Source organism: Diaphorobacter sp. J5-51 (assembly GCF_001023515.1).
Classification (GTDB): domain Bacteria; phylum Pseudomonadota; class Gammaproteobacteria; order Burkholderiales; family Burkholderiaceae_C; genus Diaphorobacter; species Diaphorobacter nitroreducens.
The window spans coordinates 1-24,231 of sequence record NZ_JSYI01000096.1; the positions used below are offsets into that span (position 1 = coordinate 1).

Consider the following 24,231-nt stretch of genomic DNA (forward strand, 5'->3'; position numbering starts at 1 on the left):
CGGCGTTCAGACTCTACCGCGCTGGTCTGGTTTAAAGATACAAGCAGGGCAGACCATGAACGGCGCCCAGGTCTCGGCATTTCAAGCCAACAGCGGCATCGCGCCGTCCGCGATGGCGACCGTTCTGGTCGGCATCGTGTTTGCGGTTCTGCTCGTCTGGGGCGTCTGGGCCATCCGAACGGCCTACGTGGGGTGGGCCGAGAACAGCCTCAACCATCGCCAGTTCCTCGGCGTCTGCATCCGCTTCGTCGCGATGTACCTCGTGCTGACGTTCTTCCTCCTCTCCTGACCTGAAGGGATTGACCATGCAAAACCGCATCCTCACTACTCGTTTTGTCCAACGCGCCGCCGTCGCCCTGGGTGCCGCCGCGCTGCCCGCGCTGTCGTTTGCGCAAGGTCTGCCGCAGTTGGAAAACCCGACCCGCGGCGCCGGCAGCGGCATCATGGACACGATCAGGAACTACGGCTACGACATCATCATGCTCGTGGCCCTGTTGGTGGTGGCGTCGATGTTCATTGGCGTGTGCTACCACGCCTACGGCACCTACGCGGAAATCCACACCGGCCGCAAGACCTGGGGCCAGTTCGGCCTCACGGTCGCCATCGGCGCCGTGCTGCTCGTGATCGGCATCTGGCTGCTCACCGAAGCCACCGGCATCCTGTAAGGCTAGGCCGGTATGTCCGATCAGCAGCACGTCCGTGCGGACGGGACCGTGACGTTCCTTCCGCACCGGCTTAACCGCCACCCCGTTGTCGTGCGCGGCCTCACCGCCGACGAGCTGTGGATCTGCTGCGGCTTGTCCGGCGCGGCCGGCCTGCTGGTCGGCGCGCCGCTTTCGTGGATGCTCCGCACCATTGCCATCGCACCGACGTTCGTTGTCCTGGGCGTGGCCTTGGGCGTGTTCATCGGCGGCGGCATCCTGCGCCGCCTCAAGCGTGGGCGCCCCGACACCTGGCTGTATCGGCAACTGCAATGGCGCATCGCCACGCTGCATCCGCTGATGGCGGGCTGGGTGGGCGGCCACGTGCTGATCTCGCGCTCCGGTTTCTGGACCACCCGACGGTCTGCCTCAAGGAGCGCACGATGAGCCGCTTCAAGAACGAGATCGCCCACCTGCAGGCGCACATCAAGACGCTTCGCCTGGGTGCCGGTGCCCTGGTCATCGTCGCCCTGGTCATGGGCGGCGGCTGGTGGAGCGCGCCGCGCGACCTGACCATCCACGTCCCGCCTGACCTGCGCTCGGGCAGCACCCGCAAGTGGTGGGAGGTGCCGCCCGAATCGGTCTATGCGTTCACGTTCTACGTGTTCCAGACCCTCAATCGCTGGCCGACGAATGGCGAAGAGGACTACGCGCGCAACCTCCACACGCTCTCGCCGTACCTCACGCCGTCCTGCCAAGCCTTCCTGCGCGCGGACTACGACTACCGCCGCAGCACGGGCGAGCTGCGCCAGCGCGTGCGCGGCATCTACGAAATCCCTGGCCGCGGCTACGGCGACGACCCTACGGCGCGCGTGCGCACGGTCTCCGATCGCGACTGGGTGGTGACGCTGGACATCACCGCGGACGAGTACTACGGCGCGGAACAAGTCAAGCGCGCCCTGGTGCGCTACCCCGTGAAAGTCACCAAAGTGGACATCGACCCCGCGCGCAATCCGTTCGGCCTGGCGCTCGACTGCTACGCCGGCACGCCCCAGCGCATCAGCACCCCGGAGCCGACGCGCCCGGCATCCGGCGGCCTGTCTCCGCAAGCGCCTCAAGGAGGAACCACCCCATGAAGCATCCTGTACTCGCGCTGCTGGGGCTGCTGGCCGTGGCCGCCGCACCCATCGCCCAGGCGGTGGAAATCCTGCGCTGGGAGCGCATGCCGCTGGCGGTGCCGCTGAAGGTCGGCCAGGAGCGCATCGTGTTCATCGACCGCAACGTCCGCGTCGGCGTGCCTGCGGGCGTGGGCGAGCGCCTGCGCGTTCAAAGTGCGGGCGGCGCCGTGTACCTGCGCGCCAGCGAGCCGATCGAGCCGACACGGCTGCAATTGCAGGACGCCGACACGGGCGCGCTGATCCTGCTGGACATCGCCGCCGAACCACCCAAGGACGGGGAAGCCGAACTGGAGCCGGTGCGAATCGTCGAAGGCAACAGCACTCCAGCGCGCTATGGCAATCAGTCCGGTGGTGCCGACGAGACCCCGGCGCGCGCCCAGGACCAGGCAGGGACGCGAGCAGCGCGGCGCGAAACCCCGGTCCCGGTCGTGTTGACGCGCTTCGCCGCACAGAACCTCTACGCGCCGCTGCGCACTGTGGAACCGCTGCCGGGCGTCATGCGGGTCAACCTGCGCCGCGACATGGACCTCGGCACGCTGATGCCGACATTGCCCGTGCGCGCACTCGCGCTCGCGTCGTGGCGCCTGGAAGACCAGTGGGTCACCGCCGTGCGCTTGACCAACACGGGCGCGGGCTGGGTCACGCTTGATCCGCGCGTGCTGCAAGGCGACTTCCTCACCGCCACCTTCCAACATGAGGCGCTTGGCCCGCGCGGAACACCCGAGGACACGACCGTCCTGTACCTGGTGACGCGCGGTCGCGGCCTTGCGCAGTCGCTGCTGCCCGCGATCCACCGCTTCGACCCCGCCGCACATCTCCCGCTGCCGAAAGACAGGCCCACGGACGCCAAGGAGGCCCCCGATGCGCAGTAATGGACTCCTGAAGTGGCTGATGATCCCGGTTGCCTTGCTGGTGCTGTTCGTCGCCATCCGGCTGTTCTCGGGTGGCAGCACTTCGGCACCACCGGCCGCGGATGCCGGCGCCAAGCTCACGCCTGCGGAAATGAAAGCGTTGGGCATCGAGGGGGATACCCCGCGCGACACCGTGGCGACGCTCGTTGCCCAAGTGAAGCAGTTGCGCACCGAGCTTCAGACCGCGCTCTCGGACAACAAATCCCAGCGTGAGGAAAACCAGCGGCTGCGTCAGCGCGAGAACTCGATCGACCAGCGCATCAACTCTGCGCTGGAGTCCGAACGCTCCAACCTGCGGCGCGACCAGCAGCAGGCGGCCAGCGAGCGCCAGCAGACCGAGGGGCTGCTCGCTGACCTGCAGCGGCGCCTGGACAGCATTGGTGGGCGCGGTGGCAGCCATGCCGATCTGCCCGTGGGCCTGGGGCTGCAGGGGGGCGACGAGGCCGGGATGGAAGGCGGCATGCGCTGGGTTGAACCGGATGACGCGAAGCCTGCCGAGGGACGCAACAGGGGGCGCGGCACGGCTGGCGGCATGAGCTTCCCGACGAGCTTCGGCCCCGAGCAGAGCACGTTGCAAACCACGGCGGAAACCGTGGCGAACGCCGGGGCACGCGCCGCGGGCGTCAAGACCGCAAAGCCCGTCTATACCGTCCCCACGAACTCCACGCTCATGGGCTCGGTGGCGATGACAGCGCTGATCGGGCGTGTGCCGATCGACGGCACCGTCAACGACCCGTACCCCTTCAAGGTGCTGGTGGGGCCGGACAACCTCACGGCGAACGGCATCGACATTCCCGATGTGGCCGGCGCCGTGTTCAGCGGCACCGCCTCGGGCGACTGGACGCTTTCTTGCGTGCGCGGCCAGGTGCGCAGCATCACGTTCGTCTTCAACGACGGCACGATTCGCACGATCCCCGAAGACCGCGAAGGAAACCAGCAGAACAACCAGCAGCGCGATGGCTTGGGCTGGATCAGCGATCCCCACGGCATTCCTTGCGTCAGCGGCGAGCGGCGCAGCAACGCCCAGCAGTACCTCGGCTCGCAGGCCCTGATCACCGCGGCCGGTGCCGGCGTGGCCTCGCTCATCGAGAGCGACAGCGGCCGCATGTCCTATGTCGGCTCGGACGGCTCCATCGGCACCGTGGGCATCAGCGGCCAGGAGGCGGTCGGCCAGATTCTGGCGGGCGGCGTGCGGGACATGTCGGCCTGGGTCAACAAGCTCTACGGCCAAGCGTTCGCCGCCGTCTATGTCCAGCCCGGCGCGAAGGTCGCCGTCCACCTCGAAAAGCCGCTCGCCATCGACTTCGATCCCGAAGGCCGCAAGGTCGATCACCGCACAGGAGAAAGCCATGCTCTCGAACTTGAATAGCTTGGCCCGTGGCCTGGCGCTGGTCCTCGCCGTCGCGGCGCTCGCCGGCTGCGCCACCAGCAAGGAAAAGCTGCTGACCCACGGTGACCGCACGATGATGGACATCTGGCAGCAGGAGGCCGGGGACGGCGGTGGCGCAGCCGGACGGAACGCCGGCGGCCAACTGCTCGATGCGCGCCAGAGCCTGCGTCGGCCGCTGACCGACGCCGATATGCAGGCCGCACCTGCCGAGCAGATGCGCTACACGCGCACCGCGCGCAACGAGGTCCATCGCCAGTTCCAGCGCCTGCCCAATCCCGATCTCGTGATGTACGTGTACCCGCACCTGGCCGGCACCGATCCCGTGCCGGTGCCCGGCTACACGACCGTCTTCCCGCTGTACCAGCGCATTCAGTACGCGATGCCGGGTGAGCGCGTGGAGGACTACTGATGCGCTGGAAACTTCCCTGGCCTAAGCCGGCCGCGCTGAAGCTGGCCGCATCCGGCGCTGGTGATGACGAGCAGCCGGACGGCTGGCAGCGCCACATTGAGGCCTTGCGCCAAGCCGGCATCCCCGAACCCGGCTCGGCAGTCCGGGGCCGCAAACCGGCGACGGAGGCCGACGAGCAGGCGCTGTACGAGGTCGCACCGTCCTTCGTGGAACTGCTGCCCTGGGTCGAGTTCTTGCCCGAGTCAAGGTCCATGTTGCTGGAGGACGGCCAATCGGTGGCGGCCTTCTTCGAGCTGGTGCCGCTGGGGACCGAGGGCCGGGAACCGGGCTGGCTTGCCCACGCCCGCGACGCCTTGGAGAACGCGCTGCAGGACAGCTTCGATGAGCTGGACGAGAACCCCTGGGTGCTCCAGCTCTATGCCCAGGACGAGCCGAGTTTCGACCAGTACATGCAGACCCTGCGTGACTACGTGCAGCCACGTGCCCGCGGGACAGCGTTCACCGAGTTCTACCTGCGCTTCTTCGGCCACCATCTGCGTGCGGTGGCCAAGCCCGGCGGCCTGTTCGAGGACACGGTGGTCACGCGGCTGCGCTGGCGCGGGCAGACGCGGCGCGTGCGCATGGTGGTCTATCGACGTGCCACCGGGCAGGCAAGCCGCCGCGGCCAGACGCCCGAGCAGATGCTGAACATCGTCTGTGATCGCCTGTGTGGCGGGCTGGCGAACGCCGGCATCCAGGCCCGGCGCATGGTCGCGGCCGACGTCCATGACTGGCTACTGCGGTGGTTTAACCCGCGTCCCACGCTGCTCGGCCCTGGGGTCGAGGACCGCGAACGCTTCTATGCGCTGGCACGCTACCCCGACGAGACAGAAGACGGTGAGATCGAGCTGGCGAGCGGACGGGATTTCAGCCAGCGGCTTTTCTTCAGCCAGCCACGTTCGGACGCGGAGCACGGCACCTGGCACTTCGACGGCATGCCGCATCGTGTGCTGGTCACTGACCGGCTGCGCATGCCGCCCGGCACGGGGCATTTGACTGGCGAAACTCGCAAAGGCGATGCGATCAATACGCTGTTCGATCAGATGCCCGAGGACACGACGATGTGTCTGACCATGGTGGCGACACCCCAGGACATCCTCGAATCGCACCTGAACCACCTGGCGAAGAAGGCAGTCGGCGAAACACTGGCATCGGAACAGACGCTCAAGGATGTGCAGGAGGCCCGCTCGCTGATCGGCAGCGCGCACAAGCTGTACCGGGGAACACTGGCGTTCTATTTGCGCGGCCGGGATGAAGCCGAACTGGACCGGCGCGGCCTTGATCTGGCGAACGTGATGCTTAACGCCGGTTTGCAGCCCGTGCGCGAGGACGATGAAGTCGCGCCTTTGAACAGTTATCTGCGCTGGCTGCCGTGCTGCTACAACCCGAGCCAGGATCGACGGAACTGGTTCACCCAACTGATGTTCGCCCAGCACGTGGCGAACCTCTCACCGGCCTGGGGCCGCAGCCAGGGCACGGGCCATCCGGGCAATACGTTCTTCAATCGAGGCGGCGGGCCGATCACCTTTGACCCGCTCAACCGCCTGGATCGGCAGATGAACGCGCACCTGTTCCTGTTCGGCCCCACCGGCTCCGGCAAAAGCGCAACGCTCAACAACCTCTTGAACCAGGTCACGGCCATCTACCGGCCGCGCCTCTTCATCGTGGAAGCCGGCAACAGCTTCGGCTTGTTCAGCGATTTCGCCAAGCGCCTGGGCCTGACTGTGAACCGGGTCAAGCTGGCCCCAGGCTCGGGCATCAGCCTGGCGCCGTTCGCCGACGCGCGTCGGCTGATCGAAACGCCGAGCGACGTGCAGACGCTGGATGCCGATGTGCTGGACGAGGACATGCCACCCGATGCATCGGCCATGGAAGCGGACGAGCAGCGCGACGTACTCGGCGAGTTGGAAATCACCGCACGGCTGATGATCACCGGCGGCGAGGATAAAGAAGAGGCCCGGATGACGCGGGCCGATCGCTCGCTCATCCGCCAGTGCATCCTCGACGCCGCCGAGCATTGCGTGGCCGAGAAGCGCACGGTGCTCACGCGCGACGTGCGCAACGCGTTGCGCGAGCGCGGCCAGGACCCAACGCTGCCAGAGATGCGGCGCGTGCGGCTGCTGGAGATGGCAGATGCCATGGACATGTTCTGTCAAGGCACCGATGGCGAAATGTTCGACCGCGACGGCACGCCGTGGCCCGAGGCCGACATCACCCTGGTCGATCTGGCGACCTATGCCCGCGAAGGCTACAACGCGCAGCTTTCCATCGCCTACATCAGCCTGATCAGCACGGTGAACAACATCGCCGAGCGCGACCAGTACCTGGGCCGCCCGATCATCAACGTGACCGATGAAGGGCACATCATCACCAAGAACCCGCTGCTCGCGCCCTACGTCGTGAAGATCACGAAGATGTGGCGCAAGTTGGGTGCCTGGTTTTGGCTCGCGACGCAGAATATAGACGATCTGCCTCGCGCCGCGGAACCCATGCTCAACATGATCGAGTGGTGGATCTGCCTGTCGATGCCGCCGGACGAGGTGGAGAAGATCGCCCGGTTCCGCGAACTCTCGCCCGCGCAGAAGGCGCTGATGCTTTCGGCGCGCAAAGAGGCGGGGAAATTCACCGAGGGCGTCATCCTCTCCAAGAGCATGGAAGTGCTGTTCCGCGCCGTGCCGCCGAGCCTGTACCTCGCGCTCGCGCAAACCGAACCCGAAGAGAAGGCAGAGCGCTACCAGCTCATGCAGCAATACGGCTGCACCGAGCTGGAAGCAGCTTTCAAGGTCGCCGAGAAGATCGACCAGGCACGCGGCATCGAGTCGCCGGCCTTGGAACTGTCGTAAGCCGGAGAACACCATGGAGCAGAAGCGTCCTTCCATTCCGATACAAGTCCAGGCGTTCCGCCGTCGCCACAGGCGGCCCCGCTGGCCTTGGGCCTTGACTGCTGCGCTGGTCGCGCTGCTGCTGATCTGGCTCGTGTCCCGGTCGCCCGGCGAATCCTCATCGCATTCGCCCACGCCGGCTAGCACGGCGCAGATGGCCGGGCCGCCCTGGAAAATGGGCAACCCCGAGGGCCGTTTCACACTGACGCTCTATGCCGATCTGGAATGTCCGTTCTGCCGGGAGTACTTCCCGCAGCTCAAGCGCTGGGTCGGCAGCAACGCCGACGTGACCCTGCAATGGCACCACCAGCCGCTGGCTGCGCACGAGCCGGCCGCGTTGGCCGAGGCGCGTCTGGTCGAGTGCGTCGCCGAAGCCGGCGGGCATGCTGCCTTCTGGCGAGCCGTCGAGTGGGTCTATGCCCACACGCGCAGCGACGGCCTGGGACTGCCCGATGGCCTGCGCTACCCCGAATCGACGCCGGCCGTCGAGCAGTGCATGGCAAGCGAGCGGGTCGACGCGGCCATCCGCGCCCAGGCCGCGGAAGCCACGAAAAGCGGCGTGACGGCCACGCCGTCGCTGCGCCTGCTCGATCGCCAGATGGGCCAGTCCATCCTGCTGCAGGGACCGATCGAAGGCGATGCCTTGCTGTCGGCCATGGACATGCTGTCCGCTGATGAACCACCCGCCACACCCGCCACCGAAATGCCTGCCGACGTTGTCGGCGACATGCCCAGGTAGCCCGCGGTCCTTGAGGCTACGGCGCAGTCTTCTGCGCTGACCGCTCCCCGTTCTCTCCGCATCCTGGCCGCGAACAATCACCGCTGCGTGGTGGTGGATGCACCTTGTTCCGTTGTTCTCATCCCCAGGAGGGCTTGCCCTCCCAGGGCGTGCGCCCTCTGATCTCATCATCCGGAGGTTCGCCATGTCTCTCGTCGTCAATGACTCCTGCGTGGAGTCGCTTTCCGCTGTCGCAGCCCAGCATGAGGACTGGATCATCCAGCAGGCTATCGCGCTGCTGGAGAGACGGATCTTCAAAGTCGGACCGTGCCTCAGCCGACCGGCCGCCGTGCGGGACTACCTGCGTCTAAAACTGGTCGCTGAGCCCAACGAGGTATTCGCAATCGTTTTCCTGGACAGCATGCACCAAGTGTTGGCCTACGAGCCGATGTTCAGGGGCACGATCAATTCGACTGCGGTCTATCCCCGTGTCGTCGTGCAGCGTGTATTGGAGCTGAAAGCCGCCGCAGTGGTCTTCGCGCACCAGCACCCCTCGGGTGTCACTGAGCCGTCGAGCGCCGATCGTGCGCTGACCCAGCAACTGCAGGCAGCGCTGGCGCTGATCGATGTTCGGGTACTGGATCACATCATCGTTGGCCAGGGGATTCCGTACTCCTTCGCGGAGCACAGCTTGCTGTAGCGCATCGTTCATTGATCACAACGGGGGCTTCGGCCTCCGTTTCTTCCTTGCCCCGAAGCAAGCAGGTATGCGGGGTGTCCGCGATGCGCATTGTTTGTGGGGGCTGCACCGGATTCGGCGTTTGACTATGGCCCTGATCAACTTCCGGGGCACGTGTCATGCCAGCATCTTTTCCCAGGTTCGCGCCAAGCTGGCGAGCCCTTGGCCTGGCCGTTGCACTGCCGGTGTCCTTGGGTGTCTTCAGTCCGGCCACATTCGCTGCCGATGTGCTGGTCATCACCGACAGCCGCCATCCGGTCAAGACCATGGGCGGCGAGCGGCTGATCGAGCTGGACGAAGCGCACCGGATTGAAGCGGAGCTTTCTGCGGAACTGCCCGCCGAACCCGAGCAGGCGACCGCCATCGTCAAGCGCCGACTGAACAGCGGCGGCACCGATCTCCAACGCCGCATCGCTTCCGCCTACCAGGGCGTCACCGACGCATGGAGCCTGGGCATCACCAGCGTCCCGGCCGTCGTGGTGGATCAACGCTACGTCGTCTATGGCGAACCGGATGTGGCCCGCGCAGTCGCTCGCATCGAGCAGCACTGGAGGGCCCAGCCGTGACCCGCCCATTCGACCTGATGCGCCGCCTGCGTGCTGGCGTGGCGTCCGTTCTGCTGCTCAGCGCCACGGGCAGCTACGCGCTCAACACCGCAACCATCGTCGGCTCGGTGGCATCGCCAGACTGCCTCGAATACCGCGTCGCCGGGATCTGCTACTGGCTCTACTGCACCTGGACGGGCTGTACGGTACGCACGTCCATCAAGGTCCGCCACTACATCCCCGATGCGGTCGTCTCCAGCTACAGCAACACCGGCGAAAACCCCTGGATCGAAGTCCGGCCGATGAGCACGCCCAACCCATCCGCCCAAGCCGGCGGGGACGGAACGACGAACGAGGACCACGAAAACAACCTCGCCAAGTTCAAGAACGCGGACGTCATCGGCCACCCGGGGGCCGAGGTGTTCAACCAGTTCGCTTCGTCGTCGGGCTATTTCTGCCAAGGCGCGGGCACAGCCTTCATGCCGTATCTGCTCAGCACGCTGGACACGCTGGCCTGGCGCTACAACGTGCCCGAGATGGCCTACCCGGAGGCGCTGATTCCCGGCATGCGTGAGGTCGGCGCACGCACCACGATGAACCTCTGGGGCAACGTGTATCCCCGCGGGGGTTTCCTGCACCAGACCGACGACCACAAGGCTGGTGCAGTGGTGGCCCAGCGCGCAGGCGATGTCGTCACGCGCCGGGGGCAGATCCACGTTTATCAGCCGCTGCTCGCCAACTCCCGCGATGGCTACTGGCCGGCTGGCGCGCTCATGGAGAGCGACGCCTCGACGGGCAAGTGGCAGGAACTCACGCCTGTCCTGTCCTCGTCCTGCGCGGTGTTCCCCCGCGATGGCTCCCTGACGCAAGCCCAGCAAGGCGACTACGCCTGGGCGCTCTGGCGGCCGTATGCCTGCTGCGAACGCCGGGGCCAGGTGTTTCTCGGCAGCGTCGATTTCCTCTGAGGTGGTGCCATGAAGTTCCGTCCTGCATTCAATCCGTTCTCCCGCCGGGTACGTCGCACGAGGATCGTCCTGGCGGTGGCCGGTGCGCTCGCGCTGACGAGCGGTGTGGCCTGGGGCCAACTGGGCTACCAGACCGGCGGCAGTGTCATCGGCGATGACGTCATGTACTCGATCGGCGGCGGAAACGCCGTGTCGATGGGACGTGCGGCTGGCATGCGCTCTCTCGGGGTCGGCGTGGGCTGGAACAGCAACTTGATCTGCGGTGACATGAGCATCCAGACCACGTTGAAGAATCAGCTCAACGGCGTCACCAACGGCTTCCAGCAAATCATGTCATCGGTGATCCAAAGCGCCACCAGCGCGGTGGCGTCGTTGCCGGCATTGATCATTCAGCGGGCCGATCCCGGCCTCTACAACCTGCTCACCAATGGCGTGCTGCAGGCACGGCTCGATTTCGACCGCTCCAAGCTGACGTGCCGTGCCATGGCGGAGAAGATGGCCGAGACGGCGGGCGGGCAACTCGGCTGGAGCCAGATGGCAGAAGGCTTGGCGCTGCGCGATGCGGTGTCGAGCACGGATGCGGTCTCGGCCATCGAGCAGGCCGAGACGCGCCGCGGCAATGACGGTGTACCCTGGGTTGGCGGCAGCAATGCCGGCGGTGCAGGCCAGCCCGCTATTCGGGTGGTCGGCGATGTCACCCGCGCAGGCTACAACCTGGTCAACGGTCGTGGCGTGACCGATACATCGTCCATCGCAGCAGCCAGTTGCGCCAGTCTGTCATGCCAGACCTGGTCCTCGCCGCAGCAGGCGATCGAATGGGCCACACGGGTCCTCGGGGAGCAGGAGCAGCGCACATGCGATTCCTGCACCAAGACCGAGACGGTGCCCGGCGTCGGACTGACGCCGCTGATCCAGGAGGAGTACGAGGCGAAGCTGGAAACCTTGCACGAGCTGATCTCGGGGACGCGCAACACGACGTTCGAGAACCTGCGCGAGGCTGGTAGCAACTCACTCCCCATCACCCGCAGCGTCATCGAGGCGCTACGCGACGAGCCGGATCAAGACCTGTTAGCGCGACGCTTAGCGTCTGAGGTCGCTCTCTCGTCGGTGCTAGAGAAGGCATTGCTGCTCCAGCGGACCCTGCTGACGGGCAAGAAGGAACCCAACGTGGCGGCCAACCAGTTGGCCGTCGAGGCGGTGAACAACGAGAGCAACACGCTCGATCAGGAGATCCGCAATCTCAAGACCGAGCTGGAATTGCGCCGCGAGCTGGCCAACAACTCGCCGATGGCCATCATCCAGCGCCACGGTACGCGTGCGGCGGGTTCGCGCGGCGTCTATGAGGGCGACCCGGTGCCCGACCGCCTCGACCAGTTGCAGAAGGGCAATCCGGGAGCCCGGCCGTGAGCCCGATGCGTGCGAGCTGGCTGTTCAGCCGGCGCGCGGCGAAGGCGCTGCTATGGACGGTGGTGATCATCGCGGCTGCCGTGGGGGCCAACGTCGTCGGCATCTACCTGGTCGGCAGCGTTGCCGGCTGGGAGCAGTGGCTGGCCGCCGCCGCGGGCTACTTCCTGGTGTGGCGGCTGTGCCTGTACGGCACGACAGCCTATGGATGGGTCTGGATGCGCCGCCGGCTGCTGGCGCGCGAGGCCCAGAACGGCGCAGATAGACAGGCACGGCGCCGCCTGGTGCGCAGCGAGATCGCCGGTGTCATCGCCATCGTGGCGCTGGAAGCCAGCCTGCTGATGCAGGGCTGAGGGGAGATTCATGCAATGACGCTTTTCACGACCGACTACCTGGAGTACTACCTCACCCTCGTGTCCTGGATTGTCCATAACGGGATCTGGGCCGTGCTGGTGTCCAGCGGGGTATTCGCGCTGCCGTTCGTGGCGATCATCGTGCAAGAATGGCTCAAGGCCCGCGCGGAAGGCGCGGACGAAGGCAACAAGGGCGTGCTGTCGGCTGCGCGCATTGAGAACCGGGTGTTCGTCGCCATCGTGGTGGTGATGTTCGCTGGCATTCCGTTCATCGACGTGGACCTCAACACCATCCAGTACGACAGTTCGCGCTCGGCGCAGTGCCAGGTCAGCGTGCCGCAGCCTAGCGACACGGGCTGGTCGCAGTCTTTCTCGACGCTCAACAACCAGAGCGCCAAGCTGCCGGTGTGGTGGGCCTTCATGCACGCGCTCTCGCGCGCCGTCACGGGTGCTTCCGTGGCGGCGATCCCTTGCGGTACTGATTTACGACAGATGCGGATGGAGATCGACGCCACGCGCATCGACGACCCGGTGTTGGCTCAGGAAGTCGCGGACTTCACACACGACTGCTACGGGCCGGCCCGCGCCAAGTTGTTCATGCAGCGTCCGAACCTCGATGCCGCACAGATGCACGACGTGACCTGGATTGGCTCGCGCTATTTCACGGACACGGCCGGCTACTACGACAACTATCGGTCGAGCACGCCACGCGATGGCTGGCCTTATGACAGCAATCGTGATGCTGGACTGGCCCAGGTGTCCAGCGGCGGTGGCTATCCGACCTGCAGGCAATGGTGGGCCGACGGAAGCAACGGCCTGCGCGCGCGGCTGCTTAGCCAAGTGGACCCGAATCTGCTCACGCGGCTAGCGGGCTGGGCCGGGTTCCTGAACCGTGCCGAGGTGGATGATTCCGTGATCCGCACCATCGCTTCTCCGAGACAGCAGAAGCTCAATCAGGGGTCGGTCTATACCGACTACGGCGGCCAGATCGACAAGACCTTGCCGAACGTCATCACGCGCGCCGCGGGTGACGTTGGTATGGCGGTGGGATCGATGGGCTTTTTCCCGGCTATGGACGTGGTGCGTCAAGCCCTTCCAATGGCGCTTTCGCTGCTTAAGATGGCCTTAGTCATTTGCATTCCATTGGTGTTAGTCATCGGCGCCTACGAGCTGAAAGCAGTAATCACTATCAGCGTCGTTCAGTTTTCCTTGTTCTTCGTCGATTTCTGGTTCCAGCTCGCGCGCTGGATCGACAGCACCATCCTTGATGCGCTTTATGGTTGGGGTTTCGGGTGGAACCGCCCGCACTCAAACTTCGACCCCGTGATGGGGTTGAACAATGCCTTTGGAGACATGCTGCTCAACTTCGTGATGGCGACGATGTTCCTGGTACTCCCCACGTTCTGGATTGGTGCGCTCACTTGGGTGGGCGTCCGTGCTGGTGCGATAGCCAATACCTTCGCCACTGCTACAAAAGATGCAGGTAGCGCGGGAGGCAAAGGAGCTGGAGCAATCTCAGGCGGTAAGCTCAGGTAATCGATACAGTTTGGGTATCAGTCGTCTTGGTACATCTCGTGGGATGTATCGTTGTGCAGATTGGGATCGTAGCCAGATGTGGTTCGCAGTTCCTCGATGGTCGGGTACTGCAACTCGTAGTCATCTTCAGCGGGATGTTGCTGATCCATTGCCCACCCCGCCGCCGCCAAACCCAGCAGCAGCAACAGCGCCAGCCAGAAGGCAGCATAGAAGAGCAATCCCAGCGCAACGAGCTTGACCACCCACAACAGCACAGCGACGCCCGCCATCGGTATCCCCTTGGAGGCGAGCCAGATCGACAACCGTCGCTCGCCGCGCACATAGGCGCGCCATCCGCGGCCGAAGCTGTGGCCAAGCCGTTCTGCGGTGCTGATGCGGGTTGTCCTGCTCATGGTCGTCTCCTGCTACATGGGATAGCTATTCCAGTTTGCTCCAATCCTGCTTGCTTTCCAGTACCAATGCGTTCCAGTCGTCTGGCGGATTTCCCCGCCCCAACATCTTTTCAAAAACGGCGTAGGGATCTGACTTGCTACCCGACGACCGCAAGGTCTGCTCATCATTGACCCAGGCGTACACGATGACCTTTGCCTTCGAATCGTACCGGAAGAACAGCCGGAACCGCCTTCCGATCTTGGCCCGTCGCCAGTGGCGGTGAGCCGGCCCCAGGGTATTGCCCTGGCGGTATTCGTCGCGCGCCGGATCACCCGGCACCACATCCAGCATCAACTGACTCAAGGCCCGGAAGAGCTTGACGTTGGCGTTGGACTCGAAGCCCTCCGGGTCGTTCTCCTGCGCGCGCCGCGCCGCTGCATCCAACTTCTGCAACTGCTCGATCACGCAGTCATGGAATAGCAGCGTCCAGCCGTGCCGTTGCATCAGAGCGCCACTTCCCCGTCGATTTCCTCGTCCAGCTTCACGCCGTGACCCGCTTGCTCCAGCATGGCGCGAGCCAGATCCTCGGGCAGGCCATGGACGTTCCGGCCCGCCTCGATGTCGCGGGCCAGCAGACTCAGGAACGCACCGATGGCGGGGTCCTCGTGCTCAGCGTCGGCACGGGTCACGATGACTTCTCCGTCACGCAGGTCGAACGCAACCTTGCCGCCGGCATCGACACCGAGCGCCTGCCGGATGGGCTTGGGCAGCGTGATCTGGCCTTTTGAGGTCAGGGTGGCAATTTCATGAATGGCAGGCATGGCCGTTCTCCTAATAGCGATGCCTCGATGGTAAGGAATATTCCTTACCATGTCAATATGGGGTCGCATGGCGTCCTCCCGAGTCCAAGAATCGGCCCATCGTAGTGCGGGAACACCAAGCCTTCACGCATCAATCCGGCCCGCCGAACCCCGCATTGGCCGTGGACGGTCAATGCCCCACGCCCTATACCCAAATGGTTAAAGGCCAAAGGGCAGAAAGGGCAAGGGAATGGGGTGCAAGGGGAAAGGCTCTACCTCGAAAAGGCGAAAAGGCCTCCCGGTCGGCCCGCCACCAGGACACTTACATGCTCTCACTGTTCCAGCGAAAACGGCCCCCGGTCGCTGCCGCTCCGTCGCCAGCGCCCGCCACCGATCTTCCGAAAGGGTTGTTGCGGCCCGAGTCGGCTGCATCGCTGCTGGCGACGCCGCGCCGGCAGAAGCTGCTGGAGCACATCTGGCATCGCACATCGCTCTCGCGCAAACAGTTCGCCACCCTGTACCGCATACCGCTGGAGCGCTACGCCGAACTGGTCCAGCAGTTCCCCGCCTCGGAAAGCCACCACCACTCCTACCCGGGCGGCATGCTCGATCACGGCCTCGAAATCGTCGCTTACAGCCTGAAGCTACGGCAATCCCATCTGCTGCCCGTCGGTGCCAGCCCCGAGGACCAGGCGGCGCAATCCGAGGCCTGGACCGCCGCTGTAGCCTACGCCGCGCTGCTGCACGACATCGGCAAGATCGCCGTCGATCTGCATGTCGAGCTGGCCGACGGCAACACCTGGCATCCCTGGCACGGCCCGCTGCTCCAGCCATACCGCTTCCGCTATCGTGAGGATCGCGAATACCGCTTGCATAGTGCTGCAACAGGTCTGCTCTACCGCCAACTGCTCGATCGGCACGTCTTGGACTGGCTCAGTGGCTACCCGGCGCTATGGGCCCCGCTGCTCTACGTCTTGGCCGGACAGTACGAGCATGCCGGGATCCTGGGCGAGCTTGTCGTGCAGGCTGATCGCGCTTCTGTGGCGCAGGAGCTGGGTGGTGATCCGGCCCGCGTCATGGCCGCGCCCAAGCACGCACTGCAACGCAAGCTGCTCGACGGGCTGCGTTATCTGCTCAAGGAAGAGTTGAAGCTGAACCAGCCCGAGGCCTCTGATGGCTGGCTCACCGAGGACGCACTATGGCTGGTGAGCAAGACGGTTTCCGACAAGCTGCGCGCGCATCTGCTGTCTCAAGGCATTGACGGCATTCCTGCGAACAACACCGCCGTATTCAACGTGCTGCAAGACCACGGCATGCTGCTGCCCACTTCGGATGGAAAAGCGATCTGGCGCGCGACCGTGACCAGCGCGACCGGCTGGTCCCACGCGTTCACTCTGCTACGTCTGGCTCCCGCGCTGATCTGGGAATCCGGCGAGCGACCAACATCCTTTGCAGGCACGGTGGCGATCGACATAACACCTACTGAAAACGAGGCGGGCGCACCGGCGACGTCGCCCATGATCAAGGCGAAGCCAGTCTCAGAAAGCCAGGAGGTCCCACGTTGGGGGGGCGATAGCGCCGCCGCCTTGGTTTTGCCGCCCGCAGCCCGACCCGTGCCCGACGTCATGGAGGACATGCTGTCAATGGTGGGGTTGAGCGGCGCGTCCGGTGCCGGGCAGGATTCAGAGGCCGTCTCGGGGCCGGACCATTCCGCGCAGCCCGATGCTCACATGGCAGCGCTTGCTGCTACAGCAATTCCTTCGTCATCCATATCGACTGGTGCACCTTCTTCGACGGCAGCGAAGCCGTCGGGCGAACATTTCATGGTGTGGCTGAAGCAAGGTATTGTCTCGCGACGACTCATCATCAACGACGCGAAGGCGCTCGTGCATACCGTGAGCGAGACAGCCTATCTGGTCAGCCCGGGGGTGTTCCAGCGCTATGCGCAGGAACACCCGCAGGTCGGAATGTTGGCCAAGCAAGAGAACCAGCAGGATTGGCAATGGGTGCAAAAGCGTTTCGAGCGCCTGCAGCAACATCGCAAGCAATCCAGCGGTCTTAACATCTGGACATGCGAAGTGACAGGACCCAGGAAGTCAAGGCGTTTACACGGCTACCTTCTGTCAGATCCGCACCTCATCTTCGTTGAAGTCCCACCTGACAATCCGTACCTATCTCTCGGCGCCGCATCGTGACGAACACGACCACCGCCGAAGCAAGCGCAATGATCGCTGCCGTCAAAAAGGCGTGTGAGAATCCCGCGCTATAGCCATGCTGTGCAAGCGAAGTAATCGTGGCCGCGAGGTCGGGTGGATAAGCCCCGACGGCACGTTCAAGATCTCCCGCTGCGATGCTGTCGACGAATCCAGGCGCTATCGGCAAACGCTCCGCTGCCATTGCCTGTTCGAGCGCAGAGCGTGTGCCGCTGGCTAGCACCGCTCCCAGTCCGGCAAAACCGAGCAGAATTCCCGAGAAACGTGACGTGGTGCTAATGCCTGATGCCATTCCTGCCCTATGCCTGGGCACCGTGCCCATGATGGCCTTCTGCGTTTCGCCGTTGAGCAGCCCGCCACCTGTTCCCAAGATTGCCATCCCGACGATCAGCAACAACTCTCCCGGTTGTCGGGCGGCGAACATCATGGTCAAGTTCCCCAGTGCAACGATTGCGAGCCCCAGAGTCAAGATGCGTGAGCTGTCCAAATACGGCGAGAGTCGCCGGCCGACTTGCGGAAAAATCAGCATGGCAAGAGCAAAGGGCAGCATGCCGATTCCCGCCGCAAGTGCTCCATTGCCACGGCCGTTTTGCAGAAACAACGGCAGCAGCGATGCCATGACCTGGGCCGACGAGGCGTAGGCGAACATCGCCAACACGGCTCCCACGAAGGGCCAAGCCGTGAAAAGCTCAAGATCGAGCATCGGATGAGTGCGACGCCGTTCAACCCAGACAAAGACAGCGAACAACAACAGGCCGCCCGCAATTCGCAACAAAACTGGGCCGCTCATCCAACCGTGGCTGGGTCCGACGATCAGGGCCCAGGTGACACTAAACATTGCTAGTGTGAAGAGAACGATTCCTGGGATGTCCAAGGTCCGCGGTGTTGGGTCACGCGACTCCTCCACCAGCGTAAGTACCGCTATCGCAAGCAGTACACAGATCGGAAGGTTGATGTGGAAAGCCCAGCGCCAGCCGAGCACGCTGCTGATCGCTCCACCAATCAGCGGCGAGACGACCATCGTGAGCCCCATGATGCCACCCCATATCGCCCACGCACGGCCACGTGCGTTTTCATCGTGGAATGTGTGTCCGATGATGGCCAAGGCAGGGGCGAGAAGGAACGCGGCCCCAACTCCCTGAACCGCCCTAGCCAGATACAGCCCCGGTGCCGAAGGCGCCAGACCACAGGCCAGCGATGCAATTGCAAAGAGTGCTATCCCGAAAAGAAAAACCCTTCGTCGGCCATAGCGGTCAGCGATGGAGCCGGCGGGAAGGAGTAGGGCTGCGAAGCATAGAACATAGGTACTGATGACCCACTCCACTTCGGCAAACGAGGCCTGTAGATCCCTGGCGATGGTTGGCAGAACGATACCAACGACGTTTGTGTCGAGGACGGTCATTGCGCAGCCGGTTGACGCGACAAAGAGAATTGCGGTCTCTTTCCTCATCGCGGGGCGGGTAACTGAATTATTCATCGTGGGATCGGCTATTTGAGTGCCGCTATGCCGGCTTGGGCGATTTCTTCATCATGCTGGGGGGTGTCCGCGGATACTCCGATGGCCCCAACAGTGTGTCCGTTGACGACGATAGGAAGTCCGCCACGCATCAGGACGAAACCTTGGGCAGTGATGGCGGCAGGTCGAGGACCGTTGATCGCATCCTCGAGCGCACCGCTGGGACGTCGAAAGAGCGCAGCGGTGCGCGCCTTACCTGGAGCGAGTTCTACACCTGCAGGCACAGCCGCGTTGTCCATGCGAAGCAGAAGGATGGGCGAACCGGAGCTGTCGACAACGGCAATCACGCACGGCCAACCGGACGCTTGTGCCTTGGATTGCGCAGCTGAGAGGACCTGTTGTGCGGCAGCAAGGGTGAGCACCGGCTGGCTCGGCAACTCGGCTGCGGCCGCTGGCAACGAAGCCAGCGCAAGGGAGCCAGCAAGCGCAAGTGCCGCTGTCAGATGTGAAAAACGAGACATCACGAAACTCCAACGAAAGTAGATGCTGTCATTGAAGCAGGGCAGACAATTCAGTTCAATAAAGCAGTTTGTTAAGATAATTCAGTAAAAATGAATAGAAAACTCGATAGCCATGGACATCCGTCATCTCCGCTCGTTCGTCACGGTTGCAGAAAATCTGCACTTTTCACGCTCTGCTGAGCAGCTTGGGCTATCTCCCCCGACATTGACTGCGCAGATTCAGGAAGTCGAACGCTTGTTGCAGGCGCGGCTGTTCAATCGAACAAAGCGGTCAGTCAGCTTGACACCTGCTGGAGAAGCCTTCCTGACGGAAGCGCGCGCTACCCTCGAGCAACTTGATAGGGCGATCCACGTGGGCCGCCGTGCCGGTCGCGGCCAAGTCGGAAGAGTGGAGATCGGCTATGTGGGTTCAGCAGCCTTCTTCGGCGTACTCCAGGACCAAGTTCAGCGATTTCGCAATCAATGGCCTGACGTCATGGTAAACACAAAGGAGTTCCCAACCGACCAACTCACGCCCCTCCTTGAGGAAGGCAGAATCGATGTGGCCCTTGTACGGACGCCCGTGCTCCTGCCACCTTCGATCTCAAGCCATATCCTGGCACGAGACCGATTCTGCTTGGCTCTGCCGGCAGACCACATCTTGGCCCAGACGCCCAGTGACATTCATCCGCGGGCACTAGCGAACGAGTCGTTTGTGGTTCCGGAGCAGGCGCTGGGACTGCGCGAGGTGGGCAAGCGCGGGAGATTCAATCCACATATCGTCTCGGCCCCTGGAACTTTGGTTGCGGTGCTGACGCAGGTGGCGCTTGGTGTGGGCGTTGCGGTCATTCCCAGTATCTTGACCCAAATCATCCAACTGCCGAATGTGGTCTACAGGCAGATTGCTGGACCTGCCATTACCTCGGAGGTGGAGGCGTTATTTCGACGACATGAGCGACTGCCGACTGTGCGCAACCTTATCGGCCAAATACTCGAGACCGACGCAAGCCTGTGGAAAGCAGGGTTTCCGCAAAGTATGCAGATCAACTGCCCTAAACAGAACGCTTAGCGCCACTGCACGAAGCCATCGTGCATGCCACGCATTAAAAGCGTCGGTGCCATGACGCGCGACAGCACCGCGCGCTGGTCGTATTCGATGCGCTCACTGAAAAGCCCCTGTATATGCGCCACATTAAATTGCGACGCAGCGCGCCGGAAACCGTTCGCTATGGTTGAATAATCCCCGTACGCCCATCAGTCCGATCAGTCGGTCCGCCCATAGTTGCCGTCCGCCCGGTTGCCCGAGCAGCGCGTAGCGCTTCAGCTTCGCACGCTCGAGGTGATCAGGTGGCCCCAGGCGTGCGAAAGCATTGACAACGACCAGTCGCCGTACGCGCCGTGGCATCTGTGCTGCCAGGTCCAGGCCGACTCGTGCGCCCTTGGAAAGTCCACACATGTCCGCCGTCTCGATGTCCAAGTGCTCCAGCAAGGCTGCGAGCACATCCCGGTACACGGCGAATGATACATCCAGTCCCTCTGATTCGCCGTGGCCTAGAAGCTCCAGGCAAACCACGCGGAACTTGAATGTCTACATTTCATCAGCAGGAAGCTTGCCGCGGGGATCGCGACCAGCCCCTACAGCAGCCTTATCCATATACGGGGAACTGTCGGGTCAGGCTGTCTACCTGCTTTAGGACGTTCGCGATCGAAGCATGATCTGTGGGCGCGTCGAGCAAATCGGCAATCAAGTTCGCTGTCAGTCTGGCTTCACCTTCCTTAAAGCCCCTTGTCGTCATTGCTGGTGTTCCCAGACGAATACCGCTGGTCACGAAAGGCTTCTCCGGATCGTTAGGGACGGCATTCTTGTTCACGGTGATGTGTGCCTGTCCCAGCACGCGCTCGGCGTCCTTTCCGGTTAGACCACGGCCTCTCAGGTCAACGAGCATCAAGTGACTTTCCGTGCGGCCCGAAACGATTCGAAGACCGCGTTCGGTCAGAGTCTCTGCCATGGCTTTGGCATTTGCCAATACCTGTGCGGCATAGGTTTTGAACGCCGGCTCCAACGCCTCCTTGAGTGCCACGGCCTTGGCCGCAATCACGTGTTCAAGCGGGCCGCCCTGGATGCCTGGGAAGATGGCGGAATTCACGGCCTTCTCATACTCCGCCTTGCACATTATCAGCCCGCCGCGAGGACCGCGCAGGGACTTGTGCGTGGTTGTGGTCACGAAGTCGGCATGCGATATCGGGTTTGGGTAAACACCGCCTGCGACAAGTCCGGCGTAATGGGCGACATCGACCATGAACAGCGCACCGCTTTCATGAGCGATCTCGGCCAGCCGTGAAAAATCTATGCGCAGCGAGTATGCCGACGCGCCGGAAACGATCAGCTTCGGCTTGTGCTCATGCGCCAACCGTGCCACTTGGTCGTAGTCGATTTCTTCCTTTGCGTTGAGTCCGTAGGCGACGAAGTTATACAGTTTCCCTGAAGAGTTAACTGGTGATCCATGTGTCAGGTGCCCCCCTTCGGCGAGGCTCATACCCAACACGGTATCGCCTGGCTGGATGGCAGCCATATAGACAGCCTGGTTGGCTTGGGAGCCAGAATTTGGTTGCACGTTTACCGCTTCCGCGCCGAAGAGTTGCTTGGCTCGGTCGATCGCGATCTGCTCGACGATATCGACAAATTCGCACCCGCCGTAATAGCGCTTTCCGGGATAGCCTTCAGCGTACTTGTTCGTCAGTTGCGACCCCTGCGCTTGCATGACGGCCGGACTGGTATAGTTTTCGGAAGCGATCAGTTCGATATGTCGCTCCTGACGTTCATTTTCCCGCTCAATGGCCGACCACAGTTCGGGATCGGCTTGCTGGAGCGTACGGCTGCGGTCAAACATGATGAATCTTCCTTTCGTTATGAAAAACAATGAAATCCGTTCTACGGTTTCTGTGTCAGAACCCACTCTGCCAGCTTGTTGGTTTCCTCGACCGAGATCCTGGCATTGGGCGGCATAGGCACCCTACCCCACGCGCCAGTGCTGCCATTGCGAATGCTCCGGGCGAGAAACGTCTCTGGCATCTGGCTTGTCGCCATGTCGTGCGGCGATGTCTTGAAAAGACGGTCCAACGACCTTCCTATCGATCTGGTGACAGGCCAGGCAGGCCCTACTTCGAATCAACGTATCTGATGCAGCTGCGCTGTTACTCAGCACGGTCGCTGCCGCACATGCGAACCATGAGCACGTCCATCCTCAACACGAGAGACCGCTTGGCTTCTGACCAATTGATGGCAACGATCGTCGTGATTGGCATCTTGGGCTATGCGCTCGATGCAGCTGCCAGTGTCGGTTACCGCCTTTAGACACGCATTTGTTAGCACTTGCCTACTGCCTATCGGTTCTACACGCGGGAGGAGGTGCGCGCCGTAACGACCAAGTAGCGCGCGATCTGCGGTGCGATCTTGCCCAGGGACGGCACGAGAGCAAGGCAGCGGACTCCGCCCGCGTTTCTATTCCGAGGGCTCTGAAACTGCTGTGCGAGGAACCTCGTCGGTGAACGAGACCGGCACGAGTGGCTGCCTGTTTACCCGCAACTGAAACACGTCGGGCCGAGCGTAGTGACCAACTACGTCAAGATCGAATTTCCCACGTGAAATAGTGCTGACATCGATCTCAGCGAGAAAGACACCCTCCTCGTCAAAGGTTGGGGCGACCAAGACCTTTCCGAGTGGATCAATAATGCATGAGCCTCCCCGAATAAGAACCGTTTTTTCCGGTCCTTGCGTCTTGGCACTATGACCGCTCGGGAAGTCTTCCGAAGTCATGTACTGGCAGGCCGATATCACGAAACACCGCCCTTCCAATGCAATCGTTTGCATCGTGGGAAGCCATGTTTCGCGAGCATCGACTGTGGGAGCGCAGTAAAGCTGCACGCCTTGGGCATACATCGCCGTACGCAAAAGGGGCATGTAATTTTCCCAGCAGATCACTGCACCGAGCTTGCCCAGTTCGGTATCTAGGACTGGCAAGGTCGAGCCGTCGCCAAAGCCCCAAACGAGACGCTCCAAGGCTGTAGGCATCAACTTGCGATGCTTGCCTAGATATTGGCCCTCAGGCCCGTAGAAGAAGACGCTGCAATAGAGCGTTCCCCCCGCGCGCTCTATGACTCCCACCACCAGATACACTTTGCTAGAGCGGGCCACTCCAGACAGGACATCAGATTCAGGCCCATGTTCCTCGATGGCTCCTTCGAAGTAGCGACGAAATTCATCCCTCCCTTCATCACTTCGCGTTCCAAGCCGCGCTCCAAAGTCGAGGCCCTTGGGGTACCCACCAATAAACGCTTCCGGAAACACGACGAGCTTAGCGCCTTGTCTCGCTGCACTGTTTGTCAGCTGCACCAGTTTTTCCAAGGTTGCCGGAGTGTCATATACAACAGAGCCGGCTTGAACAACCGCTGCTTGAAAAGTCTCATTATTTGACATAGCTATCTCTCCTAGAAATGGCCCGCCATTCACTTCAGACAGCGGGGGGATAAACACATCGTAGTGATGATGCAAGATTTACAAAGCCAACGCTTGATATCGGAGACGCGAAGCGCTAGGGCCGGCACCGACATCGACATTCCGCCTCACTCGGTTCGGTTGGCATCGATAATCGTTAACGCTGTCATATTGACAATCCGCCTTACCGTTGAGCTTGACGTGAGGATATGCACCGGCGCTCGGGTACCCAACAGGAACGGCCCGACTGCAACATTGCTGCCCGCAGCCGTCTTGAGTAGGTTGTATGCGATGTTGCCGGCATCCACGTTGGGGCAGACCAGCAGGTTGGCCGAGCCCTGCAGCGGCGAGCTGGGCAGCAGGCGTTGACGCAGCGCAGCATCCAGTGCGCAGTCGCCGTGCATTTCGCCATCAACTTCCAACTCGGGCGCAGCCGCACGGATCAGTTCTAGCGCCTGGCGCATTTTCTTGCCGGAGGCCGAGCTGTCCGATCCGAAATTTGAGCGTGACAGCAAGGCCACCTTGGGTTCCAAGTTCAGGCGGCGCATCTCTTCAGCAGCGAGCACTGTGAACTCGGCGATCTGTTCTGCCGTCGGGTCGTCGTTGACGTGGGTATCGACCAGCGCCACCGTGCGGCCTTCTAGGAGCCTGTCGGACTTTCCCACCTTCCGCCCAGAGACTCCAT

27 protein-coding genes are annotated in these 24,231 nt (G+C 62.9%); 18 read left to right on the forward strand and 9 right to left on the reverse strand.

All coding sequences use genetic code 11. From position 1 onward, the window contains the following. Nucleotides 1-55: 55 nt before the first annotated feature. From OX89_RS12750 to OX89_RS12820, 15 genes are all read left to right on the forward strand, one after another. Nucleotides 56-289, forward strand: coding sequence for a TIGR03758 family integrating conjugative element protein (locus OX89_RS12750; RefSeq protein ID WP_047350902.1), 234 nt, complete (start codon nt 56-58; stop codon nt 287-289). Nucleotides 290-305: 16 nt separating this feature from the next. After that, on the forward strand, nt 306-665 hold the full coding sequence (locus OX89_RS12755) for a TIGR03745 family integrating conjugative element membrane protein (protein WP_047350880.1): 360 nt from the start codon (nt 306-308) through the stop codon (nt 663-665). Between the two features lie 12 nt (nt 666-677). Continuing rightward, nucleotides 678-1,088, forward strand: coding sequence for a TIGR03750 family conjugal transfer protein (locus OX89_RS12760; RefSeq protein WP_047350881.1), 411 nt, complete (start codon nt 678-680; stop codon nt 1,086-1,088). Then, entirely contained in the window at nt 1,085-1,777 is a 693-nt protein-coding gene (locus OX89_RS12765; protein ID WP_047350882.1) for a PFL_4703 family integrating conjugative element protein, read from the forward strand. Before OX89_RS12760 ends, OX89_RS12765 begins: the two co-directional genes overlap by 4 nt. Then, nucleotides 1,774-2,691 carry a TIGR03749 family integrating conjugative element protein gene (locus tag OX89_RS12770; RefSeq protein ID WP_047350883.1) on the forward strand — a complete coding sequence of 306 codons (918 nt, stop codon included), beginning with the start codon at nt 1,774-1,776 and terminating at the stop codon, nt 2,689-2,691. Before OX89_RS12765 ends, OX89_RS12770 begins: the two co-directional genes overlap by 4 nt. Continuing rightward, on the forward strand, nt 2,681-4,099 hold the full coding sequence (locus OX89_RS12775; RefSeq protein ID WP_047350884.1) for a TIGR03752 family integrating conjugative element protein: 1,419 nt from the start codon (nt 2,681-2,683) through the stop codon (nt 4,097-4,099). The genes OX89_RS12770 and OX89_RS12775 overlap by 11 nt, the downstream gene beginning before the upstream one ends. Further along, a complete protein-coding gene (locus OX89_RS12780) occupies nt 4,080-4,529 on the forward strand; it encodes a TIGR03751 family conjugal transfer lipoprotein (protein ID WP_003050109.1) in 450 nt (149 codons plus the stop codon). The genes OX89_RS12775 and OX89_RS12780 overlap by 20 nt, the downstream gene beginning before the upstream one ends. After that, complete coding sequence (locus OX89_RS12785) at nt 4,529-7,411, forward strand: conjugative transfer ATPase (RefSeq protein ID WP_047350885.1); 2,883 nt, start codon at nt 4,529-4,531, stop codon at nt 7,409-7,411. Before OX89_RS12780 ends, OX89_RS12785 begins: the two co-directional genes overlap by 1 nt. 13 nt (nt 7,412-7,424) lie before the next feature. Beyond that, the gene (locus OX89_RS12790; protein ID WP_047350886.1) at nt 7,425-8,189 is read left to right on the forward strand and encodes a DsbA family protein; all 765 of its coding nucleotides are present in this window, start codon (nt 7,425-7,427) and stop codon (nt 8,187-8,189) included. 184 nt (nt 8,190-8,373) lie between these two features. Then, entirely contained in the window at nt 8,374-8,868 is a 495-nt protein-coding gene (locus OX89_RS12795) for a JAB domain-containing protein (RefSeq protein WP_047350887.1), read from the forward strand. Between the two features lie 158 nt (nt 8,869-9,026). After that, a complete protein-coding gene (locus OX89_RS12800; RefSeq protein WP_047350888.1) occupies nt 9,027-9,473 on the forward strand; it encodes a TIGR03757 family integrating conjugative element protein in 447 nt (148 codons plus the stop codon). Then, on the forward strand, nt 9,470-10,417 hold the full coding sequence (locus OX89_RS12805) for a TIGR03756 family integrating conjugative element protein (RefSeq protein ID WP_047350889.1): 948 nt from the start codon (nt 9,470-9,472) through the stop codon (nt 10,415-10,417). The genes OX89_RS12800 and OX89_RS12805 overlap by 4 nt, the downstream gene beginning before the upstream one ends. Nucleotides 10,418-10,426: 9 nt before the next feature. Further along, on the forward strand, nt 10,427-11,824 hold the full coding sequence (locus OX89_RS12810) for an integrating conjugative element protein (RefSeq protein ID WP_047350890.1): 1,398 nt from the start codon (nt 10,427-10,429) through the stop codon (nt 11,822-11,824). Beyond that, nucleotides 11,821-12,174, forward strand: a complete 354-nt coding sequence (locus OX89_RS12815) for a hypothetical protein (protein ID WP_047350891.1) — start codon at nt 11,821-11,823, stop codon at nt 12,172-12,174. The genes OX89_RS12810 and OX89_RS12815 overlap by 4 nt, the downstream gene beginning before the upstream one ends. Before the next feature lie 15 nt (nt 12,175-12,189). Further along, on the forward strand, nt 12,190-13,710 hold the full coding sequence (locus OX89_RS12820) for a conjugal transfer protein TraG N-terminal domain-containing protein (protein WP_047350892.1): 1,521 nt from the start codon (nt 12,190-12,192) through the stop codon (nt 13,708-13,710). A gap of 17 nt (nt 13,711-13,727) precedes the next feature. Here the strand turns inward: OX89_RS12820 and OX89_RS12825 are convergent, their stop codons facing one another. From OX89_RS12825 to OX89_RS12835, 3 genes are read right to left on the reverse strand one after another with little or no spacing between them, the layout of a single operon-like run. Then, complete coding sequence (locus OX89_RS12825) at nt 13,728-14,102, reverse strand: DUF3742 family protein (RefSeq protein ID WP_047350893.1); 375 nt, start codon at nt 14,100-14,102, stop codon at nt 13,728-13,730. Nucleotides 14,103-14,127: 25 nt separating this feature from the next. Further along, nucleotides 14,128-14,586 carry a type II toxin-antitoxin system YhaV family toxin gene (locus OX89_RS12830; protein ID WP_047350894.1) on the reverse strand — a complete coding sequence of 153 codons (459 nt, stop codon included), beginning with the start codon at nt 14,584-14,586 and terminating at the stop codon, nt 14,128-14,130. Then, nucleotides 14,586-14,903, reverse strand: a complete 318-nt coding sequence (locus tag OX89_RS12835; protein WP_047350895.1) for a type II toxin-antitoxin system PrlF family antitoxin — start codon at nt 14,901-14,903, stop codon at nt 14,586-14,588. Before OX89_RS12835 ends, OX89_RS12830 begins: the two co-directional genes overlap by 1 nt. A gap of 305 nt (nt 14,904-15,208) precedes the next feature. On the opposite strand from OX89_RS12835, the gene mobH reads away from it, so the two are divergent. After that, entirely contained in the window at nt 15,209-17,077 is a 1,869-nt protein-coding gene (mobH, locus tag OX89_RS12840; protein WP_047350896.1) for a MobH family relaxase, read from the forward strand. Here the strand turns inward: mobH and OX89_RS12845 are convergent. Together OX89_RS12845 and OX89_RS18200 are read right to left on the reverse strand one after the other, a co-directional pair. Next, nucleotides 17,019-18,572, reverse strand: coding sequence for an MFS transporter (locus tag OX89_RS12845; RefSeq protein WP_047350897.1), 1,554 nt, complete (start codon nt 18,570-18,572; stop codon nt 17,019-17,021). The genes mobH and OX89_RS12845 overlap by 59 nt on opposite strands. A gap of 11 nt (nt 18,573-18,583) precedes the next feature. Further along, nucleotides 18,584-19,072, reverse strand: coding sequence for a heme-binding protein (locus tag OX89_RS18200; RefSeq protein WP_084002058.1), 489 nt, complete (start codon nt 19,070-19,072; stop codon nt 18,584-18,586). Between the two features lie 112 nt (nt 19,073-19,184). Here OX89_RS18200 and OX89_RS12855 point away from each other — a divergent pair, with 112 nt between their 5' ends. Next, nucleotides 19,185-20,120 (forward strand): LysR family transcriptional regulator, encoded by a 936-nt coding sequence (locus OX89_RS12855; protein WP_047350899.1) that lies wholly within the window; start codon nt 19,185-19,187, stop codon nt 20,118-20,120. A 123-nt stretch (nt 20,121-20,243) separates the two neighbouring features. Here the strand turns inward: OX89_RS12855 and OX89_RS19385 are convergent, their stop codons facing one another. Then, nucleotides 20,244-20,624: an alpha/beta fold hydrolase gene (locus OX89_RS19385; protein ID WP_199856242.1), complete on the reverse strand. Its 381-nt coding sequence runs from the start codon at nt 20,622-20,624 to the stop codon at nt 20,244-20,246. Nucleotides 20,625-20,697: 73 nt separating this feature from the next. Next, nucleotides 20,698-21,942: a serine hydroxymethyltransferase gene (gene glyA, locus OX89_RS12865; protein WP_047350900.1), complete on the reverse strand. Its 1,245-nt coding sequence runs from the start codon at nt 21,940-21,942 to the stop codon at nt 20,698-20,700. Between the two features lie 338 nt (nt 21,943-22,280). Between glyA and OX89_RS19295 the strand changes: the two genes are divergently transcribed. Next, nucleotides 22,281-22,406 carry a hypothetical protein gene (locus OX89_RS19295; protein WP_255352824.1) on the forward strand — a complete coding sequence of 42 codons (126 nt, stop codon included), beginning with the start codon at nt 22,281-22,283 and terminating at the stop codon, nt 22,404-22,406. A gap of 147 nt (nt 22,407-22,553) precedes the next feature. On the opposite strand, the gene OX89_RS12875 is transcribed toward OX89_RS19295, so the two are convergent. Both OX89_RS12875 and OX89_RS12880 read right to left on the reverse strand, forming a co-directional pair. Then, the gene (locus OX89_RS12875) at nt 22,554-23,528 is read right to left on the reverse strand and encodes a nitrilase-related carbon-nitrogen hydrolase (RefSeq protein WP_003460346.1); all 975 of its coding nucleotides are present in this window, start codon (nt 23,526-23,528) and stop codon (nt 22,554-22,556) included. Nucleotides 23,529-23,674: 146 nt separating this feature from the next. Continuing rightward, on the reverse strand, nt 23,675-24,231 hold a 557-nt coding region (locus OX89_RS12880; RefSeq protein WP_255352823.1), incomplete at its 5' end, for a phosphate acyltransferase.

Bases quoted from the DNA above. Each gene is read 5' to 3' on its own strand.
- OX89_RS12750 (WP_047350902.1), top strand. From the start codon at position 56: ATGAACGGCGCCCAGGTCTCGGCATTTCAAGCCAACAGCGGCATCGCG.
- OX89_RS12755 (WP_047350880.1), top strand. From the start codon at position 306: ATGCAAAACCGCATCCTCACTACTCGTTTTGTCCAACGCGCCGCCGTC.
- OX89_RS12760 (WP_047350881.1), top strand. From the start codon at position 678: ATGTCCGATCAGCAGCACGTCCGTGCGGACGGGACCGTGACGTTCCTT.
- OX89_RS12765 (WP_047350882.1), top strand. From the start codon at position 1,085: ATGAGCCGCTTCAAGAACGAGATCGCCCACCTGCAGGCGCACATCAAG.
- OX89_RS12770 (WP_047350883.1), top strand. From the start codon at position 1,774: ATGAAGCATCCTGTACTCGCGCTGCTGGGGCTGCTGGCCGTGGCCGCC.
- OX89_RS12775 (WP_047350884.1), top strand. From the start codon at position 2,681: ATGCGCAGTAATGGACTCCTGAAGTGGCTGATGATCCCGGTTGCCTTG.
- OX89_RS12780 (WP_003050109.1), top strand. From the start codon at position 4,080: ATGCTCTCGAACTTGAATAGCTTGGCCCGTGGCCTGGCGCTGGTCCTC.
- OX89_RS12785 (WP_047350885.1), top strand. From the start codon at position 4,529: ATGCGCTGGAAACTTCCCTGGCCTAAGCCGGCCGCGCTGAAGCTGGCC.
- OX89_RS12790 (WP_047350886.1), top strand. From the start codon at position 7,425: ATGGAGCAGAAGCGTCCTTCCATTCCGATACAAGTCCAGGCGTTCCGC.
- OX89_RS12795 (WP_047350887.1), top strand. From the start codon at position 8,374: ATGTCTCTCGTCGTCAATGACTCCTGCGTGGAGTCGCTTTCCGCTGTC.
- OX89_RS12800 (WP_047350888.1), top strand. From the start codon at position 9,027: ATGCCAGCATCTTTTCCCAGGTTCGCGCCAAGCTGGCGAGCCCTTGGC.
- OX89_RS12810 (WP_047350890.1), top strand. From the start codon at position 10,427: ATGAAGTTCCGTCCTGCATTCAATCCGTTCTCCCGCCGGGTACGTCGC.
- OX89_RS12820 (WP_047350892.1), top strand. From the start codon at position 12,190: ATGACGCTTTTCACGACCGACTACCTGGAGTACTACCTCACCCTCGTG.
- OX89_RS12825 (WP_047350893.1), bottom strand. From the start codon at position 14,102: ATGAGCAGGACAACCCGCATCAGCACCGCAGAACGGCTTGGCCACAGC.
- OX89_RS12830 (WP_047350894.1), bottom strand. From the start codon at position 14,586: ATGCAACGGCACGGCTGGACGCTGCTATTCCATGACTGCGTGATCGAG.
- OX89_RS12835 (WP_047350895.1), bottom strand. From the start codon at position 14,903: ATGCCTGCCATTCATGAAATTGCCACCCTGACCTCAAAAGGCCAGATC.
- mobH (WP_047350896.1), top strand. From the start codon at position 15,209: ATGCTCTCACTGTTCCAGCGAAAACGGCCCCCGGTCGCTGCCGCTCCG.
- OX89_RS12845 (WP_047350897.1), bottom strand. From the start codon at position 18,572: ATGAATAATTCAGTTACCCGCCCCGCGATGAGGAAAGAGACCGCAATT.
- OX89_RS18200 (WP_084002058.1), bottom strand. From the start codon at position 19,072: ATGTCTCGTTTTTCACATCTGACAGCGGCACTTGCGCTTGCTGGCTCC.
- OX89_RS12855 (WP_047350899.1), top strand. From the start codon at position 19,185: ATGGACATCCGTCATCTCCGCTCGTTCGTCACGGTTGCAGAAAATCTG.
- glyA (WP_047350900.1), bottom strand. From the start codon at position 21,942: ATGTTTGACCGCAGCCGTACGCTCCAGCAAGCCGATCCCGAACTGTGG.
- OX89_RS19295 (WP_255352824.1), top strand. From the start codon at position 22,281: ATGAGCACGTCCATCCTCAACACGAGAGACCGCTTGGCTTCTGACCAA.
- OX89_RS12875 (WP_003460346.1), bottom strand. From the start codon at position 23,528: ATGTCAAATAATGAGACTTTTCAAGCAGCGGTTGTTCAAGCCGGCTCT.